Origin of the sequence: Aeromonas sp. QDB54 (assembly GCF_027707385.1) — a bacterium.
GTDB lineage: Bacteria > Pseudomonadota > Gammaproteobacteria > Enterobacterales > Aeromonadaceae > Aeromonas > Aeromonas hydrophila.
Genome location: NZ_JAPCIT010000004.1, coordinates 55,620 through 79,583, shown reverse-complemented (window position 1 = coordinate 79,583; position 23,964 = coordinate 55,620). Strand labels below are relative to the sequence as shown.

Here is a 23,964-nt window from a genome sequence, read left to right as displayed (position 1 = left end):
CCCGTCATGGGGCCTTTTGGTCTTTGGCGGGAGCTGAGTCCAGCTGTTGGTGAATGAGCTCGGCCAACCGGGTGAGGGCCGCCTCCAGCTGCTCGCTCCAGGGATGGGAGCTGTTGAGGCGCAGACAGTGGTTGTGCAGCCCCTTGCTGGAGAAGAGGGCGCCGGGGGCCAGTGAGAAACCGCTGGCCAGCGCCTGGGCGTGCAGGGCGCGGCTGTCGAGGCGCGGGTCAAATTCGAGCCAGAGAAAGTAGCCGCCATCGGGGGAGGAGATGCTCACTTCCCCCGGCAGCAGGCGCAGCAGGGCCGCCCGCATCTGCTGCTGGCGCTGGGCCAGGGTGTGGCGCAGCCGGCGAAAGTGGGCATCGACGCCGCCGTTGAGCAGCATGTCGGCCAGCGCCAGCTGGCTTGGCACATTGGTGGAGAGGGTCGACATCAGCTGCAGTCGCTGCACCCGCTCGGCGTGGCGGCCGGCCACCACCCAGCCAACCCGAAAGCCGGGCGCCAGGCACTTGGAAAAGGAGCTGCACAGCAGGCTGTCGCCACTGGCATCCCAATACTTGATGGGCCTTGGCCGCTCGCGGCCGAAGTAGACCTCGGCATAGACGTCGTCCTCCACCAGTGCCACCCCGCGCCGGTTGAGCAGCGTCATCAGCGCCTGCTTGTGGCCATCCGGCATGGTGTGACCGAGCGGATGCTGGACATTGCCCATCAACCAGCACGCCTTGATGGGGCGCTGGGCCAGCGCCTCCTCCAGCAGGGCGAGATCGATGCCCACCCCCGGGATCACCGGGATCTCCACCGCATTGAGCTTGAGTCGCTCGATGGCCTGCAGGGCGCCGTAGAAGGTGGGGGACTCCACCACCACCCAGTCGCCGGGCTCGGTCAGCACCTGCAGGCTGAGGGAGAGCGCCTCCATGGCGCCGGTGGTGATGATGATCTGCTGGGGGTCGACCGCCAGCCCCTCGCCGGCGTAGCGCTGGGCGATGGCCCGGCGCAGCGCCTCGTTGCCGGGGGGCAGATCTGCCACCGTGCTGAAGGGGTCGAGCCGGCGCATGCAGCCGGCCAGCGCCCGCCCGAGCTGGGGATGAGGGAACAGGGTGGGGTCGGCCACCGACATGCCGAGCGGCACCAGTTCCCGCGACTTGCTCGCCTGCAACACCTCGAACACCAGATCGTTGATGTCCACCGAGCCGCTGTAGTGGGCCTGTTGGGGCAGGCTGACGGCCGGGCGGGAGGGGGCGGCCTTGACGTAGTAGCCGGACTGGGGACGGGCGAGGATCCGCCCCTGGCTCTCCAGCAACTGATAAGCCTGCAACACAGTCATGGGGCTGAGGCCATGTGTCTTGCAGCTCTGGCGGATGGAGGGGATGCGCTCGCCGGGTTGCCATACCCCGGCTTCAATCTGCTGTTGCAGGCGGTCGGCCAACTGACGGTAAAGTGACATGCGATAGGACAACTGTTATAGGTGTAATTCAATATAACTGCATCTGTTATAGGTGTCATGCTCTGTGGTGTACTTGTCACGCACAAAACGTGCAAGGTAAATACAACAAAAGAGAGTGACGCATGATCAATCCGGATGACGTGGTCAGCCTGTCGCGCCTGCAATTTGGCGCCACGGCCATGTTCCACTTCCTGTTTGTGCCCCTCACGCTGGGGCTGTCCTGGATCCTGGTGATCGCCGAGTCGGCCTATGTGATGACCGGCAAGGTGATCTATCAGGACATCACCCGTTTCTGGGGCAAGCTGTTTGGCATCAACTTCGTGATGGGGGTGACCACAGGCATCACCCTGGAGTTCCAGTTCGGCACCAACTGGGCCTACTACTCCCAGTATGTGGGGGACATCTTCGGCACCCCGCTGGCGGTGGAGGGGCTGATGGCCTTCTTCCTCGAGTCGACTCTGGTGGGTCTGTTCTTCTTCGGCTGGGACAAGCTCTCCCGTGGTCAACACCTGCTGGTGACCATGCTGGTGGCGCTCGGCTCCAACCTCTCCGCACTCTGGATCCTCATCGGCAACGGCTGGATGCAGAATCCTGTGGGGGCCGAGTTCAATCTGGTGACCCAGCGCATGGAGCTGGTGGACATAGCCGCGGTGATCTTCAACCCGGTGGCCCAGGTCAAGTTCGTGCATACGGTGGCGGCGGGTTATGTGGCGGCGTCCCTGTTCGTGATGGGGGTGAGCAGCTGGTATCTGCTGCGCCGAATGGAGGTGCGCTTTGCCCTGCGCTCCTTCGCCATCGCCTCCGGTTTCGGCCTTGCCGCCATCCTTTCGGTGATCGTGCTGGGAGACGAGTCCGGTTATCGCACCGGTGAGGTGCAGAAGGTCAAGCTCGCCGCCATCGAGGCGGAGTGGGAGACAGAGCCTGCACCTGCGTCATTCACCCTGTTCGGCTTCCCGGATCAGGGCGCCGAGACCACCCATGCCGCGGTCAAGATCCCCTATCTGATGGGCATCATAGCCACCCGCTCCCTCGATGAGGCGGTGACCGGCATCAAGGATCTCAAGGTGCAGCACGAGACCCGCATTCGCAGCGGCATGGTGGCCGCCGGGGCGCTCGAGCAGATCCGCGCCGGCAACGACTCGGCCGAGAATCGCGCGCTGTTCGATCGGCACGGTCAGGATCTCGGCTACGGGCTGCTGCTCACCCCCTATGCCAGCAACATCGCCAAGGCCGGTGAGGCCGAGATCGCCAGGGCGGTGGAAGATTCGGTGCCGCAGGTCGCGCCGCTGTTCTGGGGCTTCCGGATCATGGTCGGGTTGGGCGTCGTGATGCTCGGGCTGTTCGTGGCAGGCTTCGTCCAGCTGTGCCGCAACCGGCTGCTCGCCTCGCCCCGCCTGCTCAAGGCGCTGTTGTGGAGCATTCCGTTGCCCTGGATTGCTATCGAGGCCGGCTGGTTCGTGGCCGAGTTCGGTCGCCAGCCTTGGACCATCAGCGACGTGCTGCCGGTGTCGGCCTCGGTCTCCTTGCTGCAGCCGGGCCAGCTTTGGTTCAGCCTGATCGCCATCTGTCTCATTTACTCCTGCCTGCTGGTGGTGGAGCTGTTCCTGCTGCGCCGCGTGATCCACCAGGGGCCAGCCGTTCTGCATACCGGCCGCTACAACGGTGAACAACCTGAACTTGCGAGGATCGCCTGATGGATTATGAAACCCTGAAACTCATCTGGTGGGGGCTGGTGCTGTTCATGCTGGTCGGCTTCATCGTGATGGATGGCTTCGACCTCGGCATCGCCATGCTACTGCCGGTGGTATCGAAAGAGGATGAAGACCGGCGGCTGGTGATCAACAGCGTGGGGCCGGTGTGGGAGGGCAACCAGGTGTGGCTCATTGCCGGCGCCGGCGCCTTGTTCGCCGCCTGGCCGCTGGTCTACGCCGCCGCCTTCTCGGCGCTCTATGTGCCGATGATAGTGCTGCTGCTCGGCCTCTTCCTGCGTCCGGTCGGTTTTGACTATCGCAGCAAGCTCGCCGATCCCGTGTGGCGCCGCTGGTGGGACCGGGCCCTGGTGGCCGGTGGTCTGGTGCCGACCCTGGTGCTCTCTGCCGCCATCGCGCTGGTGATGCAGGGTCTGCCGTTTCGCTTCGACAGCGCACTGCGCCTGCATTACGGGGCCTTCGACTTCCACTGGGGCTGGCTTGTCAGCGTGGTGGCGACGGGGGTGAGCCTGCTGCTGCTGCACGGCGCCGGCTTCCTGCAAGCCAAGGTGGAGGGGACTCCGGCACTGCGCGCCCGTGGCCTCGCCATCCTGCTGGCACCTCTGGTGACCCTCTGCTATCTGCTGGCCGGCTGGCATCTCTTGGGGTTGCCGGGTTATCAGCTGACCGGCCTGGCGGGCCAGCCCTTTGACCCCAATGTCGCCATCAGTCCGCTGATGAAGGGGGTTATCCCCCACGCCAGCGGCTGGCTTGGCAACTACTTCGACTACCCGTTGCTGTGGTTGGTGCCGCTCACTGGCGCCCTGGCACCGCTGGCCAGCGGCATCGCTGCCTGGCTGGAGAAGGGCCGGCTGGCGCTGCTGGCCAGCGGCCTGGCCTGCGCCGCCATGCTCTGCTCGGTGGCCATCGCCCTGTTCCCCTTCGTGCTGCCCTCGTCGTTGGATCCGGTGAGCAGCCTGACCCTGTGGGACGGCACTTCCAGCTTCAAGACCCTGGCCATCATGTTCGGGATCGTGCTGGTGCTGATGCCCATCAACCTCGGCTATACCGGCTGGGTCTACCGGGTGGTGCGCGGCAAGCTGGATCGTGCCGGCATCAAGCGCAATAGCCATCAACTCTACTGACCCCAAGGGAGCCGCTATGTGGTACTTCACCTGGATTTTGGGCCTGGGCTTCGCCCTGCTGCTGGGCCTGTGCAACCTGCTCTGGCTGGAAGCGCGCTGGGCAGCCGATGAACGGGACGACGCTCAGTCCCGCTCCTGATCCCCCTCGGCCGGGGGGAGGCACGTGCTGCCTCGCCCCGGCCCCTTTCTCTTGTCATCCAACCGACAGGTAATCCGATATGAAACAGACACTGAAAGCGGTCACGCTGGCCATCGGCTGCGCGCTTGCCACCGCGCCGGCCTGGGCCGAGCCCGTACAACTGACGCCATTGGACAAGGCATTCACCCTGCAAGTACTCGGCAGCGGCGGCCCCATCTCCGACGATCTGCGCGCCTCCTCGAGCGAGGTGATCTGGTGGAAAGGCAAATCGCGCATCCTGATCGATGCTGGTGGCGGCGTCTATCTGCGCTTCGGCCAGGCGGGCGCCAAGCTCGAGGAGGTCGATTTCATCGGCATCACCCACTTTCACACCGACCATGTGACCGATTTGCCGGCTCTGCTCAAGGGGGCCTACTTCTTCAAGCGCAGCGATCCGCTCGACTTGGCGGGGCCGCAAGCCGGCTCGGCCTTTCCCAGCATGAGCGGCTACTTTGACGCCCTGTTCAACCCGGACAAGGGCGCCTATGCCTACCTGAGCGGCTTCAAGGATGGCAGCGATGGCCTCTTCCCCATCACATTGCACGATGTGCCCTACCAGACACCCCAGCCCCATCAGGTCTATCAGCAGGACGGCTTGACCATCACGGCGCTTGGCATCCCCCACGGAGATGTGCCCTGTCTGGCCTATCGCATCGAGAGCGCCGAGGGGACCATCGTCATTTCGGCGGATCAGAACGGCAGCAACCCGGCCTTTGTGCCGTTTGCCAAGGGGGCCGACATCCTGGTGATGCCGCTCGCCATCCACGAAGGGGCCGACCCGGTTTCCGCCTCGCTCCATGCCAAGCCATCTGTGGTGGCCAGGATTGCCGCTGAGGTGAACCCCAGGCTGCTGGTACTGAACCACTGGATGGGGGTCGGCCTTCATCACAAGAAGGAGGCGATGGCCATCGTCAAGCAGCAGTTCCACGGCCAGGTGGTGGCCGCCCGCGATCTCTCCAGCTACCCCGTCTCATCCGTCAAGGAGTCCAACCATGAGTAATGCAAGCAACAACAAGAGCACCGGCAAACTGACTCTCTCCATCGCCATGACCGGCCTGATCGCCCTGACCCCCGGGCTGGCGCTGGCGGCCACCCCGAGCGAGGCGCCGGTGAAGGCGGCGCCGAGCGAACAGCATGGCGGCAAGTGTGCGGCCGGCAAGTGCGGCACCGAGAAGCGCTTCGAAAAGCAGGCTTTAGACAGCGATCCGCAGGGTCGGCTGGTGCGTGCCCGTGATGGCAAGTGCGGCGTGGCAGAACAGGGGATCGATGGCGATACCTCGCGCAAGGGCAGCAAGATGACGGAGGGGGTATGCGGCCAATAAGCTCCCGCAGTCGGGGGATAGGGCTGCGTCAGGAGCATCTGGATGCGCTCTGCTCCGGCCCCATCCGCCCCGGCATCGACTTTCTCGAGCTGGCGCCGGAGAACTGGATGGCCATCGGCGGCGCCAAGCGGGCGCAGCTGCATCAGCTGGCCGAGCGTTACCCGCTGGTGGCCCACGGCCTCAGCCTCTCGCTCGGCGATTGCCAGCCGCTCAATCGCACTTTGCTTGGCCAGATCCGCACCTTTCTGGACGAGTTCGGTGTCGACATCTACAGCGAGCACCTGAGCTTTTCCCGCGACCAGCAGGGCTATCTCTACGAGCTGCTGCCGGTGCCGCGCCAGTGGGAGAACATCCCTTATCTGGCAGCGCGGATCGAGCAGGTGCAGGAGGCGCTGGCGCGCCCGCTGGTGCTGGAGAATATCTCCTACTACCACGGCTATGAGCACGAGATGCCGGAGGAGGATTTTCTCGCCGAGCTGGTGGCGCGCAGCGGTTGCGAGCTGCTGCTCGATATCAACAACGTTTTTGTGAACAGCCGCAATCACGGCTACTGCCCCAAGCGGATGATCGCCGGATTGCCGGGCAGTGCGATCCGCTACTTCCATATCGCTGGCCATCTGGAAGAGGCGGACGGCACCTTGCTCGACACGCATGGTCGCCCGGTGTGCGAGGCGGTGGTGGCGCTGGCCCGTTATACGGTGCAGACCCACGGCCTGCGCCCCCTGCTGCTGGAGCGGGATCACCATCTGCCGCCGTTGCCTGAGCTGGAGGCAGAGTTGGCGCGGGTGCATGGCGCCTGTTGCGAGGCGCTCGACAGTCAGGTGCGGGAGGTGCGGTATGGATAGGCGGTTATCACTGATCACCGCGCCCAAAGTGGTCCCACAGCGGATGCAGCAGCAGACTGCCTGGCTGGCGAGCCGGGTGCGGCTGCCGCAGGATGGCATCGCCAGCCAGTATGCCCGCAGCGTGCGCGCCAATGTGGAGTCGGTGCTGGAGAGCGTGTTTCCACTCACCCACGGCCACTGGGAGCCGGTGGACAGATGGCAGCTGGTGGAGGGCTTTGTCGCCCACCACGGCGCCGATGCCCCCGAGTTTCACCATATTGCCACCGAGTTTGTCCGCTATGTGCAGCATCGCCACGGCGAGGGCTCCCTCAACTGGCCAAAGCAGTGGCTGGCGCTGCTGGAGTATGAGTGGGCCTGCCTGTGTGTCGAGATTGACGAAGGGGTGGTACCACAAGCGGTGCCGGGGGAGGATATGACGGCGAAGAGTCCACTTCGGCTCAATCCCACCCTGCAGCTGCTTGAGCTCCCCTTTGCCATTAGCCGCAGCGGTGTGGTGCCGACTAGGCAGAGCAACCACTTCTATGGCCTGTTTCGCAGTCCGGATCATCAGGTGGTGACCCAGCGGTTGCGTGAATGGGACGTGGCACTGATCCAGCTGTTGCAACCGCAGCAGGGGATCATCCAAGCCGCGTTCCAGCAACAAGTGCAACAGGTTCGCAGCGACTTTGATCTGGCCGAGTGGGCGCGCCATTTTCACCAGCTGGGTCTGCTGACGCTGCCTGTGGGTGAGCGCCAGCCCGCTACCCCCTTGCCCTCATTTAGCAAACACCAAGGAGAATTCCCATGAACAACACCCTGATTTCGTGGTACGAGCGGGCAGTCGCCCAGTGCAAGCGGCTCGATTTTCTGGCTCTGCTGGCCATTCGCCTCTACCTCATTCCGGTCATCTATGTGGGGGCCCACTCCAAGGTGATGGGTTTTGCCGGTACCGTTGCCTGGTTTGGCGCGCCGGCCTCGGAAGGGGGGCTCAACCTGCCGTTCCCGACCCTGCTCGCCTTTCTGGCAGCGGGCACCGAGGTGCTGGGCTGCATCTGCATCGCCCTTGGCCTCTTTACCCGTATCATGGCCATTCCTACCATCTTCCTGATGAGCGTGGCGAGCGCCATGGTGCACTGGAAGCATGGCTGGGATGCCATCGCTACCGGCAGCATGGAGGCGACATTGCGCCTCAACGGCTTTATCGAGTGGCTGGCCGCCAACTTCCCCGGTCGTTACAACTACATCACCGAGCTTGGGGATCCTGTGATGCTCAACAACGGGATGGAGTTTGCTGCTACCTACTTCGTGATGCTGCTGGTGCTGCTGGTGTACGGCGGCGGGCGCTATGTCAGCCTCGATTACTGGCTAAAGCGCGCCGTGACCGGCAACGCTGGGCAGCAAGCTGCATAACAAAAAACAGAGTGAACAGAACGTGAAAGAGAGACGAGCGGCATCAGCCGCTCGTTTTTATTGTGAAGAAGGAAGACCTGCCGCAGGTTGGTGGCTTCAGTACTGGGGGCAGACTGGTGCCATCCGAGCGGCCTGCCGCTCGCTGACATGGGTGAGGCCGTAGGCCAGCAGCACGATCAGTGCCCCGATCCAGGGGGTGTGCATCAGACCCAGGTGTTCCACCACCAGGCCGCCGACGACGGAACCCAGTGCGATGCCGACGTTGAAGGCGGCGATATTGAGGCCCGATGCCACGTCCACCGCCCTAGGGGTGTGTTGCTCGGCCTGCTTCACTACCAGTACCTGCAGACCCGGCACGTTGCCAAAGGCAAAGGCGCCCCACACCAGCACGGTCAGTACCGCCAGCACCGGATGGGGCGCGGTGAAGGTGAGCACCAGCAGCACCAATGCGAGACCGGCAAACAGCAGCTTCAGCGCAGGCAGCGGGCCCATCTTGTCGGCCAGCTTGCCACCCCAGATATTGCCGACGGCGACCGATACCCCGTACACCAGCAGAATGAGGCTCACCGCGCCGGCGCTAAAGCCGCTCACCTGCTGCAGGATGGGGGCGAGGAAGGTGAACGCCGTGAAGGCGCCGCCGTAACCGAGCGCCGTCTTGGCGTAGACCAGCAGCAGCGGCTTTTTGGTCAGTACCGAGAGCTGCTCGCGAATAGTCGAGGCCGCCCCCTTGGGCAGGTTGCTCGGGATCAGCAGCAGGCTGCCCACCATGGCGACCAGCCCCAGCAGGCTCACTACCAGAAAGGTTTCGCGCCAGCCGAAGACCTGACCAATCCAGGTACCGAGCGGTACACCGGTCACCAGCGCTATGGTGAGGCCGCTGAACATGATGGCGATGGCGCTGGCCGCTTTTTCCTTGGCCACCAAGCCGGTGGCGATGGTGCTGCCCACCGAGAAGAAGACCCCGTGCGCCAGCCCGGTCAGGATGCGGGCCACGATCAGGCTCTCGTAACCGGGGGCCTGCCAGGCCAGCAGGTTGCCGGCGGTGAAGAGCGCCATCAACCCCACCAGCAGCCACTTGCGCGGCACCTTGCCGGTGAGCGCCGTCAGCACGGGAGCGCCGATGGCCACGCCAAGGGCATAGAGGCTGACCAAGAGACCTGCAGAGGGGAGCGAGACATTCAGCTGTTCGGCGATGGTGGGGATGAGCCCCACGATCACGAATTCGGTGGTGCCGATCGCAAAGGCACTCAGGGTAAGGGCAAATAACGCCAGTGGCATAACAACTCCTTGGATAGGGACTCCCGACGGGAGAATGGCGCCAGTATGCCGAGGGCGTTTGTTGGTAAAAATGACGGTGACATCAAATTACTTTTGCCAAATTAGCATCAATGGTGCCTTGGAAGGAGGAGTGGCTGAGGCAACGCGGCAAGAACAGGTCGTAGCGTGCGAGGTGGGTGCGGAGATAACGTGTACGGCAGCAATCAGTACATAGCGAACCGGGACAAAGAGGAAAGAGGTAAGAAGTAAAGGGTTGAGAGAAGGCTCTGGGGGGGGCTGCGCGGGCTGCCGTGGTGCGGTGTTGGAGACAAAAAAGCGGGAGGCACAACGCCTCCCGCTAGGGGTTGGATAAATATCCCGGATCGTTATTGCCTCCCTTCTCCTCTGGCGGGAGAAGGGGCGGGGATGAGGGGGCATTCTGTATATGCAGCAAAACTAGCCTAGGGTAGCCTGCTATACCCTCACCCTAGCCCTCTCCCATGGGGAGAGGGAACAATCCAGTTGAACCTGCTTATTAGTCCCAATCTGGCGCAAAATCCGGGTTGGCGCAGCGCTCACCGCGATCCAGGGTAGCGATGGCGGCCATCTCCTCGGCAGTGAGCGTGACCTTCAGCGCGGCAAGGTTGGCGGCCAGATTTTCCCGCTTGGTGGAGCTCGGGATCACCGCCATATTCTGAGCCAGCAGCCAGGCCAGCGACACCTGGGCCGCCGAGACGCCGTGGCGCTTGCCGATCTCCATCAGCAGCGGCTCGGTGAGCACCTTGCCATAGGCGAGCGGCATATAGGCGGTGATGGCGATGCCGTGGGCCTGGCAGAATTCGACCACCTTGCGGTTTTGCAGCAGCGGGTGGATCTCCACCTGCTGGTGGGCGATGACGCCCGGCCCCAGAATATCGATGGCTTCTTTAAGCTGGGCCACGGTGAAGTTGGAGACCCCGATCTCGCAGGTCAGACCCTGGGCTTTGGCCTCGACCAGCTGCTCCAGATAGACCGCCATCGGCACCTCATCCTTGGGGGAGGGCCAGTGGATCAGCGCCAGATCCAGATAGTCGGTGCCTAGCTTTTCCAGACTCACCTCCAGGCTCGGGATCAGCTTGCCCGGCCCGAACTCGCTGGTCCACACCTTGGTGGTCAGATAGATATCCTGGCGGGACACGCCGCTCTCGCTCATCAGCTGGCCCACTTCGGCCTCGTTGGCGTAGATCTGGGCGGTGTCGATATGGCGGTAGCCAAGCTCGAGCCCTTGCAGCAGGGAGTCACGCAGGGGTTGGCCGGTCAGGCGAAAGGTTCCAAGACCCAGGTTGGGCATCTTCATCATGTTGTTCCTCAAATAGGTTGCAAAAGGGCGCTCAGCGGCGCGGAAAATCAGGCGTCCAGCGGCTGATAGCGGCGAATGGTACTGCCGGCAAACCAGGGCTCGGCCTTGGCGACGAATTCGGTAAAGTGGGGCTGGCCCTGATGGGCGCTGAGGGCGGCATCGCTCTCCCACACCTCGTAGAGCATCCAGCTGTGGGGATTGTCCAAATCCTGATGCAGCTGGTAGCGCAGGCAGCCAGCCTCCAGCAAGGTGGCGGCGATCAGCGGATCGAGGGCTGCGCGGAACTGGGGGGCGAATTCGGGTTTGGCTTCAAGCTGGGCAATCACAATCACGGGGGATGACATCTGAACCTCCTCGTTAAGACGGGAGTCAGTATGCCCGCCGTCTATCGCGGGAAACAGGGCAGCAGTCGCAAAACACTATTGAGACAAGAGCAGCAATGAAGGGACCGGGGCGAGGTGGTGGTGAGGAAGTCAGGGCGGTAAAAGGAGCAGGGAGCGCCGGGGCGCCCCCTTGTCATCAGGCATTGGCCGGCTCGGACCAGACCGCAAATTCATTGCCGCTGGGTTCGACGAAGTGGAAGCGGCGGCCACCGGGAAAATCGAACAGGGGGCGAACTATGGTGCCCCCGGTGCCGGCTACCTTGCTCTGGGTCGCTTCAATATCGGCGCTGTAGAACACCAGCAGGGCGCCGCCTTGCGCGCTCTGGCTGCATAGATCGGCGCGATAGAAACCGCCATCCAGCCCTTCCCCCTCGAAGGCGCAATAATCGGAGCCATAATCGGCAAATTGCCAGCCGAAAGCGGCCTGAAAGAAGGCCTTGGTGGCGGCAAGATCTCTGGCTGCAAACTCCACATAGTTCAGTTTTTCATGGGCCCTGGTCATGAGGCTCTCCTTGTCAGTGATTATTTCAGTTGCCAGCGTTTTTGCGTGCGGATCGTGGAGTGGGGCAAGGCGTCCCAAGGGGTCAGCTTGAGCTGCTTGCGCCGAAACCAGAGCCAGGTCGCCATCAGCAGACCGACCCCTATGCCAAACAGCAGGCTCTGGCGCAGGGCGAATGCTGGCGTTACCTCATGTTGCCAGCCGAAGAACCACATCAACATCCCCCAGATAGCGCCGGTGGGGATCCCCAGAGCAAGGACATTGACCAGAAAGCGTTCGTAGTGGGGCGGCCTGATGGTGAACCCAGCCTTTCGCAGCAGCCAGATGATCGGCGGGTTGTAGTTGAGCGTCTGCACACCCTTCTCTGCCAGCTCCCGATGGGCGGCGGCCAGCCTGTTGTCGAATATCATAGATCGTCCTTGTGATGATGTGGCGCCATACGATGCCGTTTTGGCCGCATTGTACCGGCAAAAGGCGAACCTGGTATGCGCTGGTCATCACGTTATTTATCCGTGGAAATACAGAATGCTGCGCGATATGGCCTTGCCAACTCAAGGACAATACGCCTATAAAGACCCATTACTCTTGTCTGGATTGCAGCAATGAAGACCCATTCTGATGAACTGACCCTGTTTGTGGCGGTGGTGGAGGCGGGCAGTTTTCGCCAGGCGGCGGAGAACCTCGGCATGGACAACTCGGTGGTGAGCCGCGGCATCAAGCGACTGGAAGAGAAGCTCTCGACAGTGCTGCTCAACCGTACCACGAGGCGGGTCAGCCTGACCGAGGAGGGGAGCTGGTTCTATCAGCGAGCGGTGAAGATCCTGACCGAGATGAGCGAGGCGGAGGGGCTGTTGCTGATGCGCCGCGAACAGCCGGAGGGGGTATTGCGGGTGGATGCCGCCACCCCCTTTATCCTGCACCGGCTGGTGCCCATCATCGGCGAGTTTCGCCGCCGCTACCCCGCCATCGAGCTGCAACTGCACAGCTCCGAGGGCTTTATCAACTTGATGGAGCGGCGGGTGGACATGGCCATTCGCATCGGCGAGCTGACAGATTCTTCCCTGCGGGCGCTGCCGCTGGGCCGCTCGCGGCTGCGGCTGCTGGCGTCCCCCGACTATTTGCACGAGCGCGGCACCCCGCGCCAACCGGCGGATCTGCTGAGCGGGCACGAGCTGCTCGGTTTTTTGCACCCCGATCACCTCAACCACTGGCCGCTCTTGAGCCAGGAGCAGGGGGACCGCTTTCCCATCACCCCGACCCTGCGCGCCAGCAGCGGTGAAACCCTGCGCCAGCTGGCACTGCGGGGGCAGGGGATCGTCTGTCTGTCGGATTTCATGACCGGGCAGGATCGGATGAACGGCGCCTTGGTGGAGGTGCTGGCCCGCAGCAACAGCGGTGCCTCGCGCCCCATCAATGCGGTGTTCTACTCCGATGCCCAGCGCGATATTCGGCTGCGGGTCTGGCTCGATTTCCTCAAAGAGCAGCTCGGCAGCGAGATGCTATAGCGCCCGGCTCTGACCGGGCTGCCCGCCAGAAAGGGCACGCCGTGCTTGGGGTGCCTGCCGAGGGAGGATAGGGGGCGTTATCATCAGGGCGGCGCTAAAAAGAGAGGCCGACATTGCTGTCGGCCTCTCATGTTTTTCAGCTCAAGGCTATGTCGGTTGCCCGATCACTCCTCTTCAGCCCAGCGGCGTGAACGTTCCACCGCCTTCTTCCAGCCGTTGTAGCGCTTGGCGCGATCGTCGCGGTCCATCTGCGGGATGAACTCGCGGTCCACGCTGAACTTGTCTTCCAGCTCTTCCGAGCTCTTCCAGAAGCCGACGGCAAGGCCGGCCAAGAAGGCAGCGCCCATGGCGGTGGTCTCGATACGGGTTGGACGCACCACCGGGGTGTGCATCATGTCGGCCTGGAACTGCATCAGGAAGTCGTTGGCTACCGCGCCACCGTCCACCTTGAGGGCGGCCAGCTTGATGCCGGAGTCCTGCTGCATCGCATCCAGCACATCGCGACTCTGATAGGCGATGGATTCCAGCGCGGCACGGATGATGTGGTTGCGGTTGGCGCCGCGGGTCAGGCCGACCATGGTGCCACGAGCATACGGATCCCAGTAGGGGGCACCCAGGCCGACGAAGGCCGGTACCAGGTAGACGCCGTTGGTGTCGCCCACCTTGGAGGCGAAGTAGTCGGTATCGCGGGCATCGTGAATGATCTTCAGCTCGTCACGCAGCCACTGGATGGTGGCGCCGCCCATAAATACCGCACCCTCGAGGGCATAATTCACTTCCCCTTTCGGGCCGATGGCGACCGTGGTCAGCAGGCCGTTGCTGGAGCGAACCGGCTCGGTGCCGGTGTTCATCAGCATGAAGCAGCCGGTGCCATAGGTGTTCTTGGCCATCCCTTTCTCGAAGCAGAGCTGGCCGAACAGGGCAGACTGCTGGTCACCAGCGATACCGGCGATGGGGATGCGGGAGCCGCCACCACGGGTGGTGTAGCCATACACTTCGGAGGAGGGCTTCACCTCCGGCAGCATGGAGGCAGGGATGCCCAGCTCGTCCAGCATGCGCTGATCCCACTTCAGGTCGCGGATGTTGTAGAGCATGGTACGGGAGGCGTTGGTCGGGTCGGTGACGTGCACTTCGCCGTTGGTCATCTTCCACACCAGCCAGGTATCGATGGTGCCGAACAGCAGCTCGCCGTTCATCGCCTTCTCGCGGGCCCCTTCGACGTTGTCGAGGATCCACTTCACCTTGGTGCCGGAGAAGTAGGCGTCCAGCACCAGACCGGTGTTTTCACGCACGTACTCTTCCAGACCGCGCGCTTTCAGTTCTTCACAGATGGCCGCGGTACGGCGGCACTGCCAGACGATGGCGTTGTAGATGGGCTTGCCGGTGGCTTTTTCCCATACCACTGTGGTTTCACGCTGGTTGGTGATGCCGATGGCGGCGATCTCTTCGCTGCGCAGGCCAGTCTTGGCCAGCACTTCGGTAAAGACGGAGGATTGGGTCGCCCAGATCTCCATCGGGTCGTGCTCTACCCAGCCCGCTTTCGGGTAGTGCTGGGTGAATTCGCGCTGGGAGGTACCGACTATGTTGGCGTCCTGGTCAAACACGATGGCACGGGAAGAGGTAGTACCCTGGTCCAGAGCGACGACATATTTCTTTTCAGCAGACATGATGTTCTCCACGTTTTTATTTTCCACGTTTTTACACGTTGGGGAGGGCCGCTCTTAGGCGGCGGCCTCTTCTTTGTTAGACAGCTTGGCGGCTTCTTCGGTGGCGACGCGGTTGCCCGGCACACAGGGAGCCAACACTTTTACATAAAGGGCAGTACCGATCTGGGCACCGACGATGGGGCCGAGGATGGGAACCCAGAAGTAGGGGTTGTCACGACCACCGGTCATGGCCACGTCACCCCAGCCAGCCAGGAAGGCGAACAGTTTGGGGCCGAAATCACGGGCCGGGTTCATGGCGAAACCGGTTAACGGGCCAAGGGAGGCGCCAATCACCGCGATCAGGATACCGATCAGCAGGGCGGCGGCGAAGCCTTTGGGGGCACCGTTGTTGTTGTCACCCAGTGCCATGATGCCCAGCATCAGCACGGCGGTGATCACCATCTCGACCGCGAAGGCCTGCATGTTGGAGAGCAGGGCATTGGGGTAGGTAGAGAAGATGCCGGCGCTGCCGAGGCTCTCGACGCTGCCGCGCACCACGTTGTGGGTCACTTCCCACTGGGTGAAAAGGTTACCATAGAGGAAGTAGACCAGCGCTGCGAAGCTGAAGGCGCCGGCAACCTGGGCAATGATGTAGGGCACCACTTTGCGCTTGTCGAACCCGCAGAAGGTCATCAGCGCCAGGGTCACGGCCGGGTTGAGGTGGGCACCGGAGATACCGCCGGTGACATAGATGGCGATGGCGACGCCCAGACCCCAGGTAATGGAAATTTCCCATTGCCCGAAGTTGGCTCCCGCCAGCACCAGTGCGGCCACGCAGCCGACGCCGAAAAATATCAGCAGGCCGGTTCCGATAAACTCGGCAATGCATTCGCCAAGCAGGGTATTGGGTCTTTGTATGCTCATACCGTTATTCCTTATATCCACCCAGAGTAGGTTTGATGTTCCGTTTTGTTGTTTTTCATTCCCATTATTGCGTCCGAAAACGTTTCTTCTTGTTTTTTGAGCTGACGCAAACGTTATGCTCGTTTGCGCTCGTTCTCGGACGAGAGAGAAAATAAACCTAAATCGCCCATTCACCACTCCCTCCCCGCAGGAAATGTGGACAAGATCCCACTCATTGCTAAGAAAATGTGTCGGAAAGCAAGTTGATACAGTGGTTATACCACTTAGTGGGTAGCCAAAAGCCTTGCTACACAAGGGATTGCGGCTGATGAGTGATTGCTCATTTGACACTTTCTTTTGTAATAAAACTGCAATATTTCAGCCTCCATCACAGATTAAATGTTCACATATGAGCACAATAGGCTCGCTTTCGAATCAGGACTCATCTGATTGGTCAGCATGGACAGGGCACCCTCAACCGCCCACAACAACAATAAGGAAGCAGAACATGCTTAGTCTCTTCAGGCCTGCACCACACATAGACAGGCTCCCGGCCGACAAGGTCGACCCCTTCTACAAACGCATGCGTTGGCAGGTGTTTTTCGGGATCTTCTTCGGTTATGCCGGTTACTACCTGGTACGGAAAAACTTCAGTCTGGCGATGCCCTATCTGATCGAACAGGGCTTTTCCCGCGGCGATCTGGGTCTGGCGCTGTCTGGCGTCTCCATCGCCTACGGTCTCTCCAAGTTCCTGATGGGGAACGTGTCGGACCGCTCCAACGCCCGCTACTTCCTCTCCGCCGGTCTGCTGCTGTCGGCCGGCATCATGTTCATGATGGGGACCATGCACTGGGCCACCTCCAGCATCGCCATCATGTTCGTGCTGTTGTTCCTGAACGGTTGGGCACAGGGCATGGGCTGGCCGCCCTGCGGTCGCACCATGGTGCACTGGTGGTCACAGAAAGAGCGCGGCGAAGTGGTTGCGGTCTGGAACGTGGCCCACAACGTGGGTGGCGGCATGATAGGTCCGCTGTTCATTCTGGGGATGGGCTGGTTCAACGACTGGCGCAGTGCCTTCTATGTGCCGGCTGCTGCCGCCGCCGCCATCGCGGTGATCGCCTTCTTCGTGATGCGCGACACCCCGCAATCGGTCGGTTTGCCCCCCATCGAGGAGCACAAGAACGACTATCCGAAGGACTATAACGAAAGCCACGAGCAGGAGTTTTCCGCCAAGGAGATCTTCGTCAAGTACGTGCTGCACAACAAGCTGCTGTGGTACATCGCCATTGCCAACGCCTTCGTTTATCTCATTCGCTACGGTGTGCTGGACTGGGCGCCGACCTACCTGAAAGAGGCCAAGGACTTCAGCGTCGACAACTCCTCCTGGGCGTACTTCCTGTACGAGTGGGCGGGTATTCCGGGCACCCTGCTGTGCGGCTGGATCTCTGACAAGATGTTCCAGGGCCGCCGTGCGCCGGCCGGCATCCTGTTCATGGTGCTGGTGACCGTGGCCGTGCTGGTCTACTGGTTCAACCCGGCCGGCAACCCGACCGTTGACATGATGGCGCTGGTGGCCATCGGCTTCCTCATCTACGGCCCCGTCATGCTGATCGGCCTCTATGCCCTGGAGCTGGCGCCGAAGAAGGCCGCCGGTACTGCGGCAGGCTTCACCGGTCTGTTCGGTTATCTGGGTGGCGCGGTCGCGGCCAACGCCATGCTGGGCTACACCGTTGACCACTTCGGCTGGGATGGCGGCTTCATGGTGCTGACCGCTTCCTGCGTGCTCTCCATCATCCTGCTGGCGATGACCCTCAAGCACGAGAACCTGTCGATTGCCGCCAAAGCGGCTGCCCATAAGGCATAAAACGTGATCCTGCCCTTATCGATTGGAAAAGGGATCAGGTAAACTCCCCAAGGCCCCGCATCTGCCGGGGCCTTTTTTCGTCTCATCATCGGAGTTCAAGCGTGAAGCAAACCCAACGACATCTGGAGATCCTGGACGTCCTGACGCGGCAGGGCTTTGTCTCGACCGAGGATCTGGTGACCCACTTTGACGTCAGCCCCCAGACCATTCGCCGGGATCTCAACGATCTCGCCGAGCAGAACAAGATCCGGCGCCACCATGGCGGGGCCTCCCTGCATTCGAGTACCGTCAACACCGCCTACAGCGCCCGCAAGGTGATGCAGCTCAAGGAGAAAGAGCGTATCGCCCGTGAGGTGGCCGCCAATATTCCCGACGGCTCGTCGCTGTTCATCGACATCGGCACCACCACCGAAGCCATCGCCCGCGCCTTGCTCGATCACCGCGAGCTGCGCATCGTCACCAACAACCTCAACGTGGCCAGCATCCTCACCGCTAAGGATGACTTCACCGTCATCATCGCCGGCGGCGAAATTCGCAACCGGGACGGCGGCATCGTGGGCGAGGCGACCCGCGACTTCATCGGCCAGTTTCGCATGGACTACGGTGTCATCGGCATCTCGGGCATCGACAGCGACGGCTCATTGCTCGACTTCGACTATCACGAGGTGAAGATTGCCCAGGCCATCATCGCCCACTCCCGCCAGGTGTTCCTGGCCGCCGACCACACCAAGTTTGGCCGCAACGCCATGGTCAACCTCGGCAACCTCAGCCAGATCCACGCCCTGTTCACCGATCAGGAGCCGCCGGAGAAGCTGATGCGGCTGATGTCCCAGCACCAGATCGAGTGCCACATCTGCTGAGTCGCCGTTAACCCGTTCCAGCACCAGGCCGCCATCGGGCGGCCGCTTCGTTTTCAGCCTCCCCGCATTTCTGCCCGCCCTCATTCCACCGCCAATGCCGTGCTGATGTCCCAAAAAGCGCGATCTCGCTCACAGCCTTGCCCCCGTTTTCCCCAGGCTGCGCCGCTTTATCACCGACCGGCAGCATTTTTAGCATTGCCAAAACAATCGCGATCACATTTTCTCCATAAAATGTTCGTTTATCATTTTTTCATGCTCTAATATGAGCGAAATCAAACATTGCGACGGTTTCGCAAGGTCAAAATAAGAAAGTAGGTGAACATGAGCGAACATTATGATCTGGTCGTCGTCGGCGGCGGCATCAACGGGGTAGGCATTGCGGCTGATGCAGCTGGGCGGGGTCTGAAGGTTGCCCTGTTCGAGGCGCGCGATCTCGCCTCTGCCACCTCTTCCAACTCCAGCAAGCTGATCCACGGCGGCCTGCGCTACCTCGAACACTACGAATTCCGGCTGGTAAAAGAGGCGCTGGCGGAGCGGGAGGTGCTGCTCGGCATGGCCCCCCACATCGCCCGTCCCATGCGTTTTCGGCTGCCCCATCGCCCGCACCTGCGCCCGGCCTGGATGATCCGCGCCGGCCTGTTCCTCTATGACAACCTGGCCAAGCGCGACAAGCTCAAGGGCAGCTGCGGCGTGCGCTTCCTGCCGCAGGATGGCCTCACCGCCGGTATCAGCAAGGGGTTCGAGTATTCGGACGCCTGGGTCGACGACGCCCGGCTGGTGGTGCTCAACGCCATGATGGCGCGCGACAAGGGCGCCGACGTGCAGACCCGCACCCGCTGCGTCAAGGCGGTGCGCGGCTCCAAACACTGGACCCTGACCCTGGAGCGGGAAGGGGGCGAGCAGTTCAACGTCACCTGCCGCGGTCTGGTCAATGCGGCCGGTCCCTGGGTCAAGACCTTCTATGATGAGAGCCTGCACGAGAAATCCCCGCGCGGCATTCGCCTCATCAAGGGCAGCCACATGATAGTGCCGCGCATTCATGAGCGCGAAGAGGCCTATATCCTGCAAAACGAGGACAACCGCATCGTCTTCGTCATCCCTTATCAGCGGGACTACTCGCTGATCGGGACCACGGACGTGGAGCACAAGGGCAGCCCGCGTGAGGCGAAGATCAGCGACGCCGAGATAAACTACCTGTGCAAAGTGGTCAACGCCCACTTCACCCGTCAGATCGCCCCCAAAGACGTGATCTGGACCTATGCCGGGGTGCGCCCGCTGTGCGATGACGAGTCCGACTCGCCGCAGGCGGTGACCCGCGACTACACCCTCGAACTGTCCGGTGAATCCGATGGCGCGCCGCTGCTGTCGGTGTTCGGCGGCAAGCTCACCACCTACCGCAAGCTGGCCCAGGCTGCCTGCAACAAGCTCAAGCCCTGGTTCAGCCAGATGGGGGAGGACTGGACCGCCAACAGCCGGCTGCCCGGTGGAGAGTTCGACTGCTCGGTGCGCGAGCTGGCGCGCGCCTTTGCACTGGAATTTGACTGGCTCGATGATCGCAGTGCCCTGCGCATTGCCGAGGCCTATGGCGCCCATGCCCGTCTCTGGCTGCACCAGGAGCGTGGCCAGCACTTTGGTGCCGGCTTGTATGAGGCGGAAGTGCGCTACCTTATCGAGCGGGAGTGGGCCTGCAGCCTGGAAGACATTCTGTGGCGCCGCAGCAAGCTGGGGTTGCGTCTGTCCGAAGCCGAGCAGCAGCAACTGGCTGCCTGGCTCAGCGAACACCACCACGCCCTGCCCGAAGCCTGCTGATCACCCCTGGCGGGCGGCCCTGGTCGCCCGCCGTAAAAATGCAATAAACCTCTGTTATAACAATAACCTACATCCCATAAACAATAACAAAGAGCACCGCGCATGAAAAAACACACTCTCTCCCTGCTTGCCCTTGGTCTGGGGGCCGCCCTGGCATTGCCCGCCCTGGCGGCCGATGAAGGCAAGATAGTGATCGCTCACCGGGGGGCCTCCGGCTACCTGCCCGAGCACACCCTGGAGTCCAAGGCATTGGCCTATGGCATGGGGGCCGACTATCTGGAGCAGGATCTGGTGATGACCAAGGATGACCAGCTGGTGGTGATGCACGATCACTTCCTCGACGGCATCACCGATGTGGCCGAGCGCTTCCCTGGGCGGGCCCGCCCGGATGGTCGCTACTATGTGGTGGATTTCACCCTGGACGAGGTGCGTTCCCTGCGCATGACCGAGCCGTTCCAGCTGGTGGACGGCAAGCAGGTGCCGGTCTATCCGGCCCGTTTCCCGCTGTGGAAGTCGAGCTTCAAGATCCATACCTTCCAGGAAGAGATCGAGATGATCCAGGGGCTCAACAAGAGCACCGGCAAGAACATCGGTATCTACCCGGAGATAAAAGCCCCCTGGCTGTTCCGCCACGAGGGCAAGGACATCTCCAAGGCGGTGCTCAAGGTACTGAAGGAGTACGGTTACACCAGCAAGAACGACAAGGTCTATCTGCAGTGTTTCGATACCAACGAGCTCAAGCGCATCAACAGCGAGCTGATGCCCGCCATGGGTATGGACTTGAAGCTGGTGCAGCTGATGGCCGAGACCGACTGGAACGAGACCATGGTCTATGACGCCAAGGGCAAGGCGACCCCCTACAGCTATGACTGGATGTTCAAGCCGGGCGCCATGAAGGAGATCGCCGGCTATGCCGAGGGGATCGGCCCCTGGAAGCCGATGATAGTGCCGGAGCCGGGTACCTTGGGCAAACCGACCTTCACCGGCATGGTGAAAGAGGCACACGCGGCTGGCCTCAAAGTGCATCCTTATACCTTCCGTCAGGATGAGGGCCAGATCCCGGCCTATGCGAAAGACTTCACCGACCTGCTCAACATCTTCCTCTATCAGGCCGATGTGGATGGGGTATTCAGCGACTTCCCGGACAAGGCGGTCGAGGTGATCAAGGCTCACGGCAAATAATAAAAGAAGAGGAACACGGGAATGCAAGCGGGGCCAGGTGCCCCGCTTTTTTATGCTTGTTGGCAAGAGAAAACAGAAGGAGTGTAATTATATATTTACGATTTTGGTGTGTAGAGCATGCGCGGATCACTACTTTCTGGCCGAAAGGGTCTCTTTTGTGGTCATTTATCCATCTGTTAGCGAATAAACCCACTGGTTTCACTTGATTGTTTGTTTTTAATTGGTAAGGTGAGGGCGGTTGCGTAACAAAGTGCTGACTTGTGTAAACAAATGTGAACGGTCGGCGCAATTGGCTTGAAACAGTAGAGAGAATGAGAACATGCAAAGAGATCCCCTGAACAACATCCATATCCAGTCCGAACAAGTGATGATCACGCCTGCCCAGCTCAAGGAGAAACTGCCCATCTCCGATCGCGCGCTGGCATTCGTGCAAGGGGCCCGCAATACCATCGCCGACATCATCCACCGTCGTGATCACCGCTTGCTGGTGATCTGTGGCCCCTGCTCCATCCACGACATGGACGCCGCCAAAGAGTACGCAACCAGACTCAAAGCGCTGCATGACGCCTATCAGGACTCTCTCTACATTGTCATGCGGGTCTACTTTGAGAAGCCGCGCACCACGGTCGGCTGGAAGGGCTTTATCAACGATCCGAACCTGGATGGTACCTTCGACGTGGAGCTGGGGCTGCACCGCGCCCGCGAGCTGCTCTGCTGGCTGGCCGAGCTGGAGTTGCCGCTGGCCACCGAAGCGCTCGACCCCATCAGCCCGCAATACCTGGCGGAGCTCTTCTCCTGGTCGGCCATCGGTGCCCGCACCACCGAATCCCAGACCCACAGGGAGATGGCCTCCGGTCTCTCCATGCCGGTGGGCTTCAAGAACGGCACCGACGGCAACCTTGGCACCGCCATCAATGCGCTGCAGGCCGCCTCCAGCCCCCACGCCTTCATGGGGATCAACCAGCAGGGCCAGGTCGCGCTGCTGCAGACCCAGGGCAACCCGGATGGCCATGTGATCCTGCGCGGCGGCAAGCACCCGAACTACGACTCGGTCAATGTGTCTCTGGCAGAAGAGGCGCTGGAGAAGGCGGGTCTGCTGCCAGGTCTGGTGGTGGATTGCAGCCATGGCAACTCCAGCAAGGATCACCGCCTGCAGCCCAAGGTGGCGGACAACGTGATCCACCAGATCCAGGAGGGCAACCGCTCCATCATAGGGGTGATGCTGGAATCCAATCTGTTCGAAGGCAACCAGTCCAGCGAGCAACCCAAGTGCGAGATGCGCTACGGCGTCTCCATCACCGATGCCTGCATCGACTGGGAGACCACGGATGCGCTGCTGGCCCGCTGCCACAGCCAGCTGGCGGCACCACTTTTGGCCAGAACCAAGGCATAAGCCGTGGTATCTTGTCAGCACTGATTGAACAATCGAGGTGTCACCGGCCGAGGCGGTGACACCTCGTTGCCTCTTGAATCACAGGGCGTCGCTGCGGGCGGCGCCGCAGGGACCGGATATGGCTGAAGAGTTGAATGCCCTCAGGGACAAAATCGATGCGGTGGACAAGCAGCTGATTGATCTGCTGGCTGCCCGTCTTGCCCTGGTAGGGGAAGTGGGGGAAGTGAAGAGCCGGCACGGCCTGCCCATCTATGCACCGGATCGGGAGGCGAGCATGCTGGCCCGCCGCCGCGCCGAGGCGGAGGCCCTGGGGGTGCCGGGAGATCTCATCGAAGACGTGCTGCGCCGGGTGATGCGCGAATCCTATATTCTGGAATCCGCCAGCGACAAGGAGCACCACTTCAAGTGCATGAAGCCTGAACTCGGCAAGGTGGTGATCATCGGTGGCGAGGGGCAACTTGGCCGCCTGTTCGGCAACCTGTTCAGCCTCTCGGGCTACCGGGTCGAGACCCTGGGCCAGGCCGACTGGCCGCGCGCCGACGAGATCCTGCACGGGGCCGGGTTGGTGATGGTGGCGGTGCCCATCAATGTTACCTGCGAGGTGATCGACCGGCTCGGCAACCTGCCGGCGGACTGCCTGCTGGTGGACGTGACCAGTGTCAAGAGTGAACCGCTTGCCCATATGCTGGCGGTACACCAGGGGCCGGTGCTGGGGCTGCACCCCATGTTCGGGCCGGATGTGGCGAGCCTCGCCAAGCAGGTGATCGTCTGTTGTCAGGGGCGCGAGCCCGCCGCCAGCCAGTGGTTGCTGGAACAGATGACCATCTGGGGGGCGCGTTTGCAGCAGGTGGAGGCCAAGGCCCACGACGAGGCGATGACCTTTATCCAGGCGCTGCGCCACTTCGCTACCTTCGCCTACGGCTGGCACCTCTCCCGCGAGCAGGCCAACATCGATCGCCTGCTGGCGTTGAGCTCCCCCATCTACCGGCTGGAGCTAGCCATGGTGGGACGGCTGTTCGCCCAGGATCCCCACCTCTACGCCGACATCATACTGTCGTCGCCGCAGAATCTGGCGATGATCCGCCGCTACTACCAGAACTTCGGCGAGGCGCTGGGTCTGCTGGAGCGGGGGGATCGGGAGGGCTTCATCGAGGCCTTCAGCCAGGTCTCCGGCTTCTTCGGCGAGCGGGCAGACGAGTTCCTGCGCGAAAGCCGTACCCTGCTGGCCCAGGCCAACGATCGTCGTCATCACGGCTGACGATAACGAAAAGCAAAAGGGGCCTGTCGGCCCCTTTTGCTTTTGCACTCCCGCT

24 protein-coding genes are annotated in these 23,964 nt (G+C 61.9%); 15 read left to right on the top strand and 9 right to left on the bottom strand.

Annotated elements, in window-relative coordinates; translation table 11 throughout:
- Window positions 1-4: 4 nt before the first annotated feature.
- Window positions 5-1,444 (bottom strand): aminotransferase-like domain-containing protein, encoded by a 1,440-nt coding sequence (locus PG881_RS05185; protein ID WP_270798395.1) that lies wholly within the window; start codon window positions 1,442-1,444, stop codon window positions 5-7.
- A gap of 122 nt (window positions 1,445-1,566) precedes the next feature.
- Between PG881_RS05185 and PG881_RS05180 the strand changes: the two genes are divergently transcribed.
- From PG881_RS05180 to PG881_RS05145, 8 genes are all read left to right on the top strand, one after another.
- A complete protein-coding gene (locus PG881_RS05180; protein ID WP_270798392.1) occupies window positions 1,567-3,138 on the top strand; it encodes a cytochrome ubiquinol oxidase subunit I in 1,572 nt (523 codons plus the stop codon).
- Window positions 3,138-4,277, top strand: a complete 1,140-nt coding sequence (gene cydB, locus PG881_RS05175; RefSeq protein ID WP_257684453.1) for a cytochrome d ubiquinol oxidase subunit II — start codon at window positions 3,138-3,140, stop codon at window positions 4,275-4,277. The genes PG881_RS05180 and cydB overlap by 1 nt, the downstream gene beginning before the upstream one ends.
- Before the next feature lie 16 nt (window positions 4,278-4,293).
- Window positions 4,294-4,416: a cytochrome bd oxidase small subunit, CydX/CbdX family gene (locus tag PG881_RS05170; protein ID WP_242795434.1), complete on the top strand. Its 123-nt coding sequence runs from the start codon at window positions 4,294-4,296 to the stop codon at window positions 4,414-4,416.
- A gap of 79 nt (window positions 4,417-4,495) precedes the next feature.
- Window positions 4,496-5,455 carry an MBL fold metallo-hydrolase gene (locus tag PG881_RS05165; protein WP_257684452.1) on the top strand — a complete coding sequence of 320 codons (960 nt, stop codon included), beginning with the start codon at window positions 4,496-4,498 and terminating at the stop codon, window positions 5,453-5,455.
- Window positions 5,448-5,777, top strand: a complete 330-nt coding sequence (locus PG881_RS05160) for a hypothetical protein (RefSeq protein WP_098984440.1) — start codon at window positions 5,448-5,450, stop codon at window positions 5,775-5,777. The genes PG881_RS05165 and PG881_RS05160 overlap by 8 nt, the downstream gene beginning before the upstream one ends.
- Window positions 5,765-6,622 carry a DUF692 domain-containing protein gene (locus PG881_RS05155; RefSeq protein ID WP_257684451.1) on the top strand — a complete coding sequence of 286 codons (858 nt, stop codon included), beginning with the start codon at window positions 5,765-5,767 and terminating at the stop codon, window positions 6,620-6,622. Before PG881_RS05160 ends, PG881_RS05155 begins: the two co-directional genes overlap by 13 nt.
- Entirely contained in the window at window positions 6,615-7,409 is a 795-nt protein-coding gene (locus tag PG881_RS05150; protein WP_270798379.1) for an HvfC/BufC family peptide modification chaperone, read from the top strand. The genes PG881_RS05155 and PG881_RS05150 overlap by 8 nt, the downstream gene beginning before the upstream one ends.
- Complete coding sequence (locus PG881_RS05145; protein WP_270798377.1) at window positions 7,406-8,011, top strand: HvfX family Cu-binding RiPP maturation protein; 606 nt, start codon at window positions 7,406-7,408, stop codon at window positions 8,009-8,011. The genes PG881_RS05150 and PG881_RS05145 overlap by 4 nt, the downstream gene beginning before the upstream one ends.
- 96 nt (window positions 8,012-8,107) lie before the next feature.
- Here the strand turns inward: PG881_RS05145 and PG881_RS05140 are convergent, their stop codons facing one another.
- From PG881_RS05140 to PG881_RS05120, 5 genes are all read right to left on the bottom strand, one after another.
- Complete coding sequence (locus PG881_RS05140; protein WP_242795424.1) at window positions 8,108-9,289, bottom strand: MFS transporter; 1,182 nt, start codon at window positions 9,287-9,289, stop codon at window positions 8,108-8,110.
- 514 nt (window positions 9,290-9,803) lie between these two features.
- Entirely contained in the window at window positions 9,804-10,607 is an 804-nt protein-coding gene (dkgB, locus tag PG881_RS05135) for a 2,5-didehydrogluconate reductase DkgB (RefSeq protein ID WP_106552227.1), read from the bottom strand.
- Window positions 10,608-10,654: 47 nt separating this feature from the next.
- The gene (locus tag PG881_RS05130) at window positions 10,655-10,951 is read right to left on the bottom strand and encodes a putative quinol monooxygenase (RefSeq protein ID WP_270798368.1); all 297 of its coding nucleotides are present in this window, start codon (window positions 10,949-10,951) and stop codon (window positions 10,655-10,657) included.
- Between the two features lie 175 nt (window positions 10,952-11,126).
- Window positions 11,127-11,492 carry a VOC family protein gene (locus tag PG881_RS05125; protein WP_270798364.1) on the bottom strand — a complete coding sequence of 122 codons (366 nt, stop codon included), beginning with the start codon at window positions 11,490-11,492 and terminating at the stop codon, window positions 11,127-11,129.
- A 20-nt stretch (window positions 11,493-11,512) separates the two neighbouring features.
- A complete protein-coding gene (locus tag PG881_RS05120) occupies window positions 11,513-11,899 on the bottom strand; it encodes a DUF6404 family protein (RefSeq protein WP_016350301.1) in 387 nt (128 codons plus the stop codon).
- Between the two features lie 192 nt (window positions 11,900-12,091).
- Between PG881_RS05120 and PG881_RS05115 the strand changes: the two genes are divergently transcribed.
- Window positions 12,092-12,994, top strand: a complete 903-nt coding sequence (locus PG881_RS05115; RefSeq protein WP_270798359.1) for a LysR substrate-binding domain-containing protein — start codon at window positions 12,092-12,094, stop codon at window positions 12,992-12,994.
- A gap of 164 nt (window positions 12,995-13,158) precedes the next feature.
- On the opposite strand, the gene glpK is transcribed toward PG881_RS05115, so the two are convergent.
- Together glpK and PG881_RS05105 are read right to left on the bottom strand one after the other, a co-directional pair.
- Window positions 13,159-14,661 carry a glycerol kinase GlpK gene (gene glpK, locus PG881_RS05110; RefSeq protein ID WP_005299552.1) on the bottom strand — a complete coding sequence of 501 codons (1,503 nt, stop codon included), beginning with the start codon at window positions 14,659-14,661 and terminating at the stop codon, window positions 13,159-13,161.
- 54 nt (window positions 14,662-14,715) lie between these two features.
- Entirely contained in the window at window positions 14,716-15,564 is an 849-nt protein-coding gene (locus PG881_RS05105) for an MIP/aquaporin family protein (protein ID WP_223951942.1), read from the bottom strand.
- Window positions 15,565-16,051: 487 nt separating this feature from the next.
- Here PG881_RS05105 and glpT point away from each other — a divergent pair, with 487 nt between their 5' ends.
- Complete coding sequence (gene glpT / locus PG881_RS05100) at window positions 16,052-17,407, top strand: glycerol-3-phosphate transporter (protein ID WP_029301313.1); 1,356 nt, start codon at window positions 16,052-16,054, stop codon at window positions 17,405-17,407.
- A 101-nt stretch (window positions 17,408-17,508) separates the two neighbouring features.
- The gene (locus PG881_RS05095) at window positions 17,509-18,267 is read left to right on the top strand and encodes a DeoR/GlpR family transcriptional regulator (RefSeq protein ID WP_011705542.1); all 759 of its coding nucleotides are present in this window, start codon (window positions 17,509-17,511) and stop codon (window positions 18,265-18,267) included.
- A 7-nt stretch (window positions 18,268-18,274) separates the two neighbouring features.
- On the opposite strand, the gene PG881_RS05090 is transcribed toward PG881_RS05095, so the two are convergent.
- Complete coding sequence (locus tag PG881_RS05090) at window positions 18,275-18,484, bottom strand: hypothetical protein (RefSeq protein WP_257684444.1); 210 nt, start codon at window positions 18,482-18,484, stop codon at window positions 18,275-18,277.
- A 104-nt stretch (window positions 18,485-18,588) separates the two neighbouring features.
- Between PG881_RS05090 and glpD the strand changes: the two genes are divergently transcribed.
- From glpD to tyrA, 4 genes are all read left to right on the top strand, one after another.
- Window positions 18,589-20,076, top strand: coding sequence for a glycerol-3-phosphate dehydrogenase (glpD, locus tag PG881_RS05085; protein WP_270798351.1), 1,488 nt, complete (start codon window positions 18,589-18,591; stop codon window positions 20,074-20,076).
- 102 nt (window positions 20,077-20,178) lie between these two features.
- The gene (gene glpQ / locus PG881_RS05080) at window positions 20,179-21,258 is read left to right on the top strand and encodes a glycerophosphodiester phosphodiesterase (RefSeq protein ID WP_017409921.1); all 1,080 of its coding nucleotides are present in this window, start codon (window positions 20,179-20,181) and stop codon (window positions 21,256-21,258) included.
- Between the two features lie 319 nt (window positions 21,259-21,577).
- Entirely contained in the window at window positions 21,578-22,651 is a 1,074-nt protein-coding gene (locus tag PG881_RS05075; protein WP_011705545.1) for a 3-deoxy-7-phosphoheptulonate synthase, read from the top strand.
- A gap of 118 nt (window positions 22,652-22,769) precedes the next feature.
- Window positions 22,770-23,909 carry a bifunctional chorismate mutase/prephenate dehydrogenase gene (gene tyrA / locus PG881_RS05070; RefSeq protein ID WP_270798348.1) on the top strand — a complete coding sequence of 380 codons (1,140 nt, stop codon included), beginning with the start codon at window positions 22,770-22,772 and terminating at the stop codon, window positions 23,907-23,909.
- Window positions 23,910-23,964: the final 55 nt, after the last annotated feature.

Coding starts and splice junctions, on each gene's coding strand:
- PG881_RS05185 (WP_270798395.1), bottom strand. CDS start 1,444: ATGTCACTTTACCGTCAGTTGGCCGACCGCCTGCAACAGCAGATTGAA.
- PG881_RS05180 (WP_270798392.1), top strand. CDS start 1,567: ATGATCAATCCGGATGACGTGGTCAGCCTGTCGCGCCTGCAATTTGGC.
- cydB (WP_257684453.1), top strand. CDS start 3,138: ATGGATTATGAAACCCTGAAACTCATCTGGTGGGGGCTGGTGCTGTTC.
- PG881_RS05170 (WP_242795434.1), top strand. CDS start 4,294: ATGTGGTACTTCACCTGGATTTTGGGCCTGGGCTTCGCCCTGCTGCTG.
- PG881_RS05165 (WP_257684452.1), top strand. CDS start 4,496: ATGAAACAGACACTGAAAGCGGTCACGCTGGCCATCGGCTGCGCGCTT.
- PG881_RS05160 (WP_098984440.1), top strand. CDS start 5,448: ATGAGTAATGCAAGCAACAACAAGAGCACCGGCAAACTGACTCTCTCC.
- PG881_RS05155 (WP_257684451.1), top strand. CDS start 5,765: ATGCGGCCAATAAGCTCCCGCAGTCGGGGGATAGGGCTGCGTCAGGAG.
- PG881_RS05150 (WP_270798379.1), top strand. CDS start 6,615: ATGGATAGGCGGTTATCACTGATCACCGCGCCCAAAGTGGTCCCACAG.
- PG881_RS05145 (WP_270798377.1), top strand. CDS start 7,406: ATGAACAACACCCTGATTTCGTGGTACGAGCGGGCAGTCGCCCAGTGC.
- PG881_RS05140 (WP_242795424.1), bottom strand. CDS start 9,289: ATGCCACTGGCGTTATTTGCCCTTACCCTGAGTGCCTTTGCGATCGGC.
- dkgB (WP_106552227.1), bottom strand. CDS start 10,607: ATGATGAAGATGCCCAACCTGGGTCTTGGAACCTTTCGCCTGACCGGC.
- PG881_RS05130 (WP_270798368.1), bottom strand. CDS start 10,951: ATGTCATCCCCCGTGATTGTGATTGCCCAGCTTGAAGCCAAACCCGAA.
- PG881_RS05125 (WP_270798364.1), bottom strand. CDS start 11,492: ATGACCAGGGCCCATGAAAAACTGAACTATGTGGAGTTTGCAGCCAGA.
- PG881_RS05120 (WP_016350301.1), bottom strand. CDS start 11,899: ATGATATTCGACAACAGGCTGGCCGCCGCCCATCGGGAGCTGGCAGAG.
- PG881_RS05115 (WP_270798359.1), top strand. CDS start 12,092: ATGAAGACCCATTCTGATGAACTGACCCTGTTTGTGGCGGTGGTGGAG.
- glpK (WP_005299552.1), bottom strand. CDS start 14,661: ATGTCTGCTGAAAAGAAATATGTCGTCGCTCTGGACCAGGGTACTACC.
- PG881_RS05105 (WP_223951942.1), bottom strand. CDS start 15,564: ATGAGCATACAAAGACCCAATACCCTGCTTGGCGAATGCATTGCCGAG.
- glpT (WP_029301313.1), top strand. CDS start 16,052: ATGCTTAGTCTCTTCAGGCCTGCACCACACATAGACAGGCTCCCGGCC.
- glpD (WP_270798351.1), top strand. CDS start 18,589: ATGAGCGAACATTATGATCTGGTCGTCGTCGGCGGCGGCATCAACGGG.
- glpQ (WP_017409921.1), top strand. CDS start 20,179: ATGAAAAAACACACTCTCTCCCTGCTTGCCCTTGGTCTGGGGGCCGCC.
- PG881_RS05075 (WP_011705545.1), top strand. CDS start 21,578: ATGCAAAGAGATCCCCTGAACAACATCCATATCCAGTCCGAACAAGTG.
- tyrA (WP_270798348.1), top strand. CDS start 22,770: ATGGCTGAAGAGTTGAATGCCCTCAGGGACAAAATCGATGCGGTGGAC.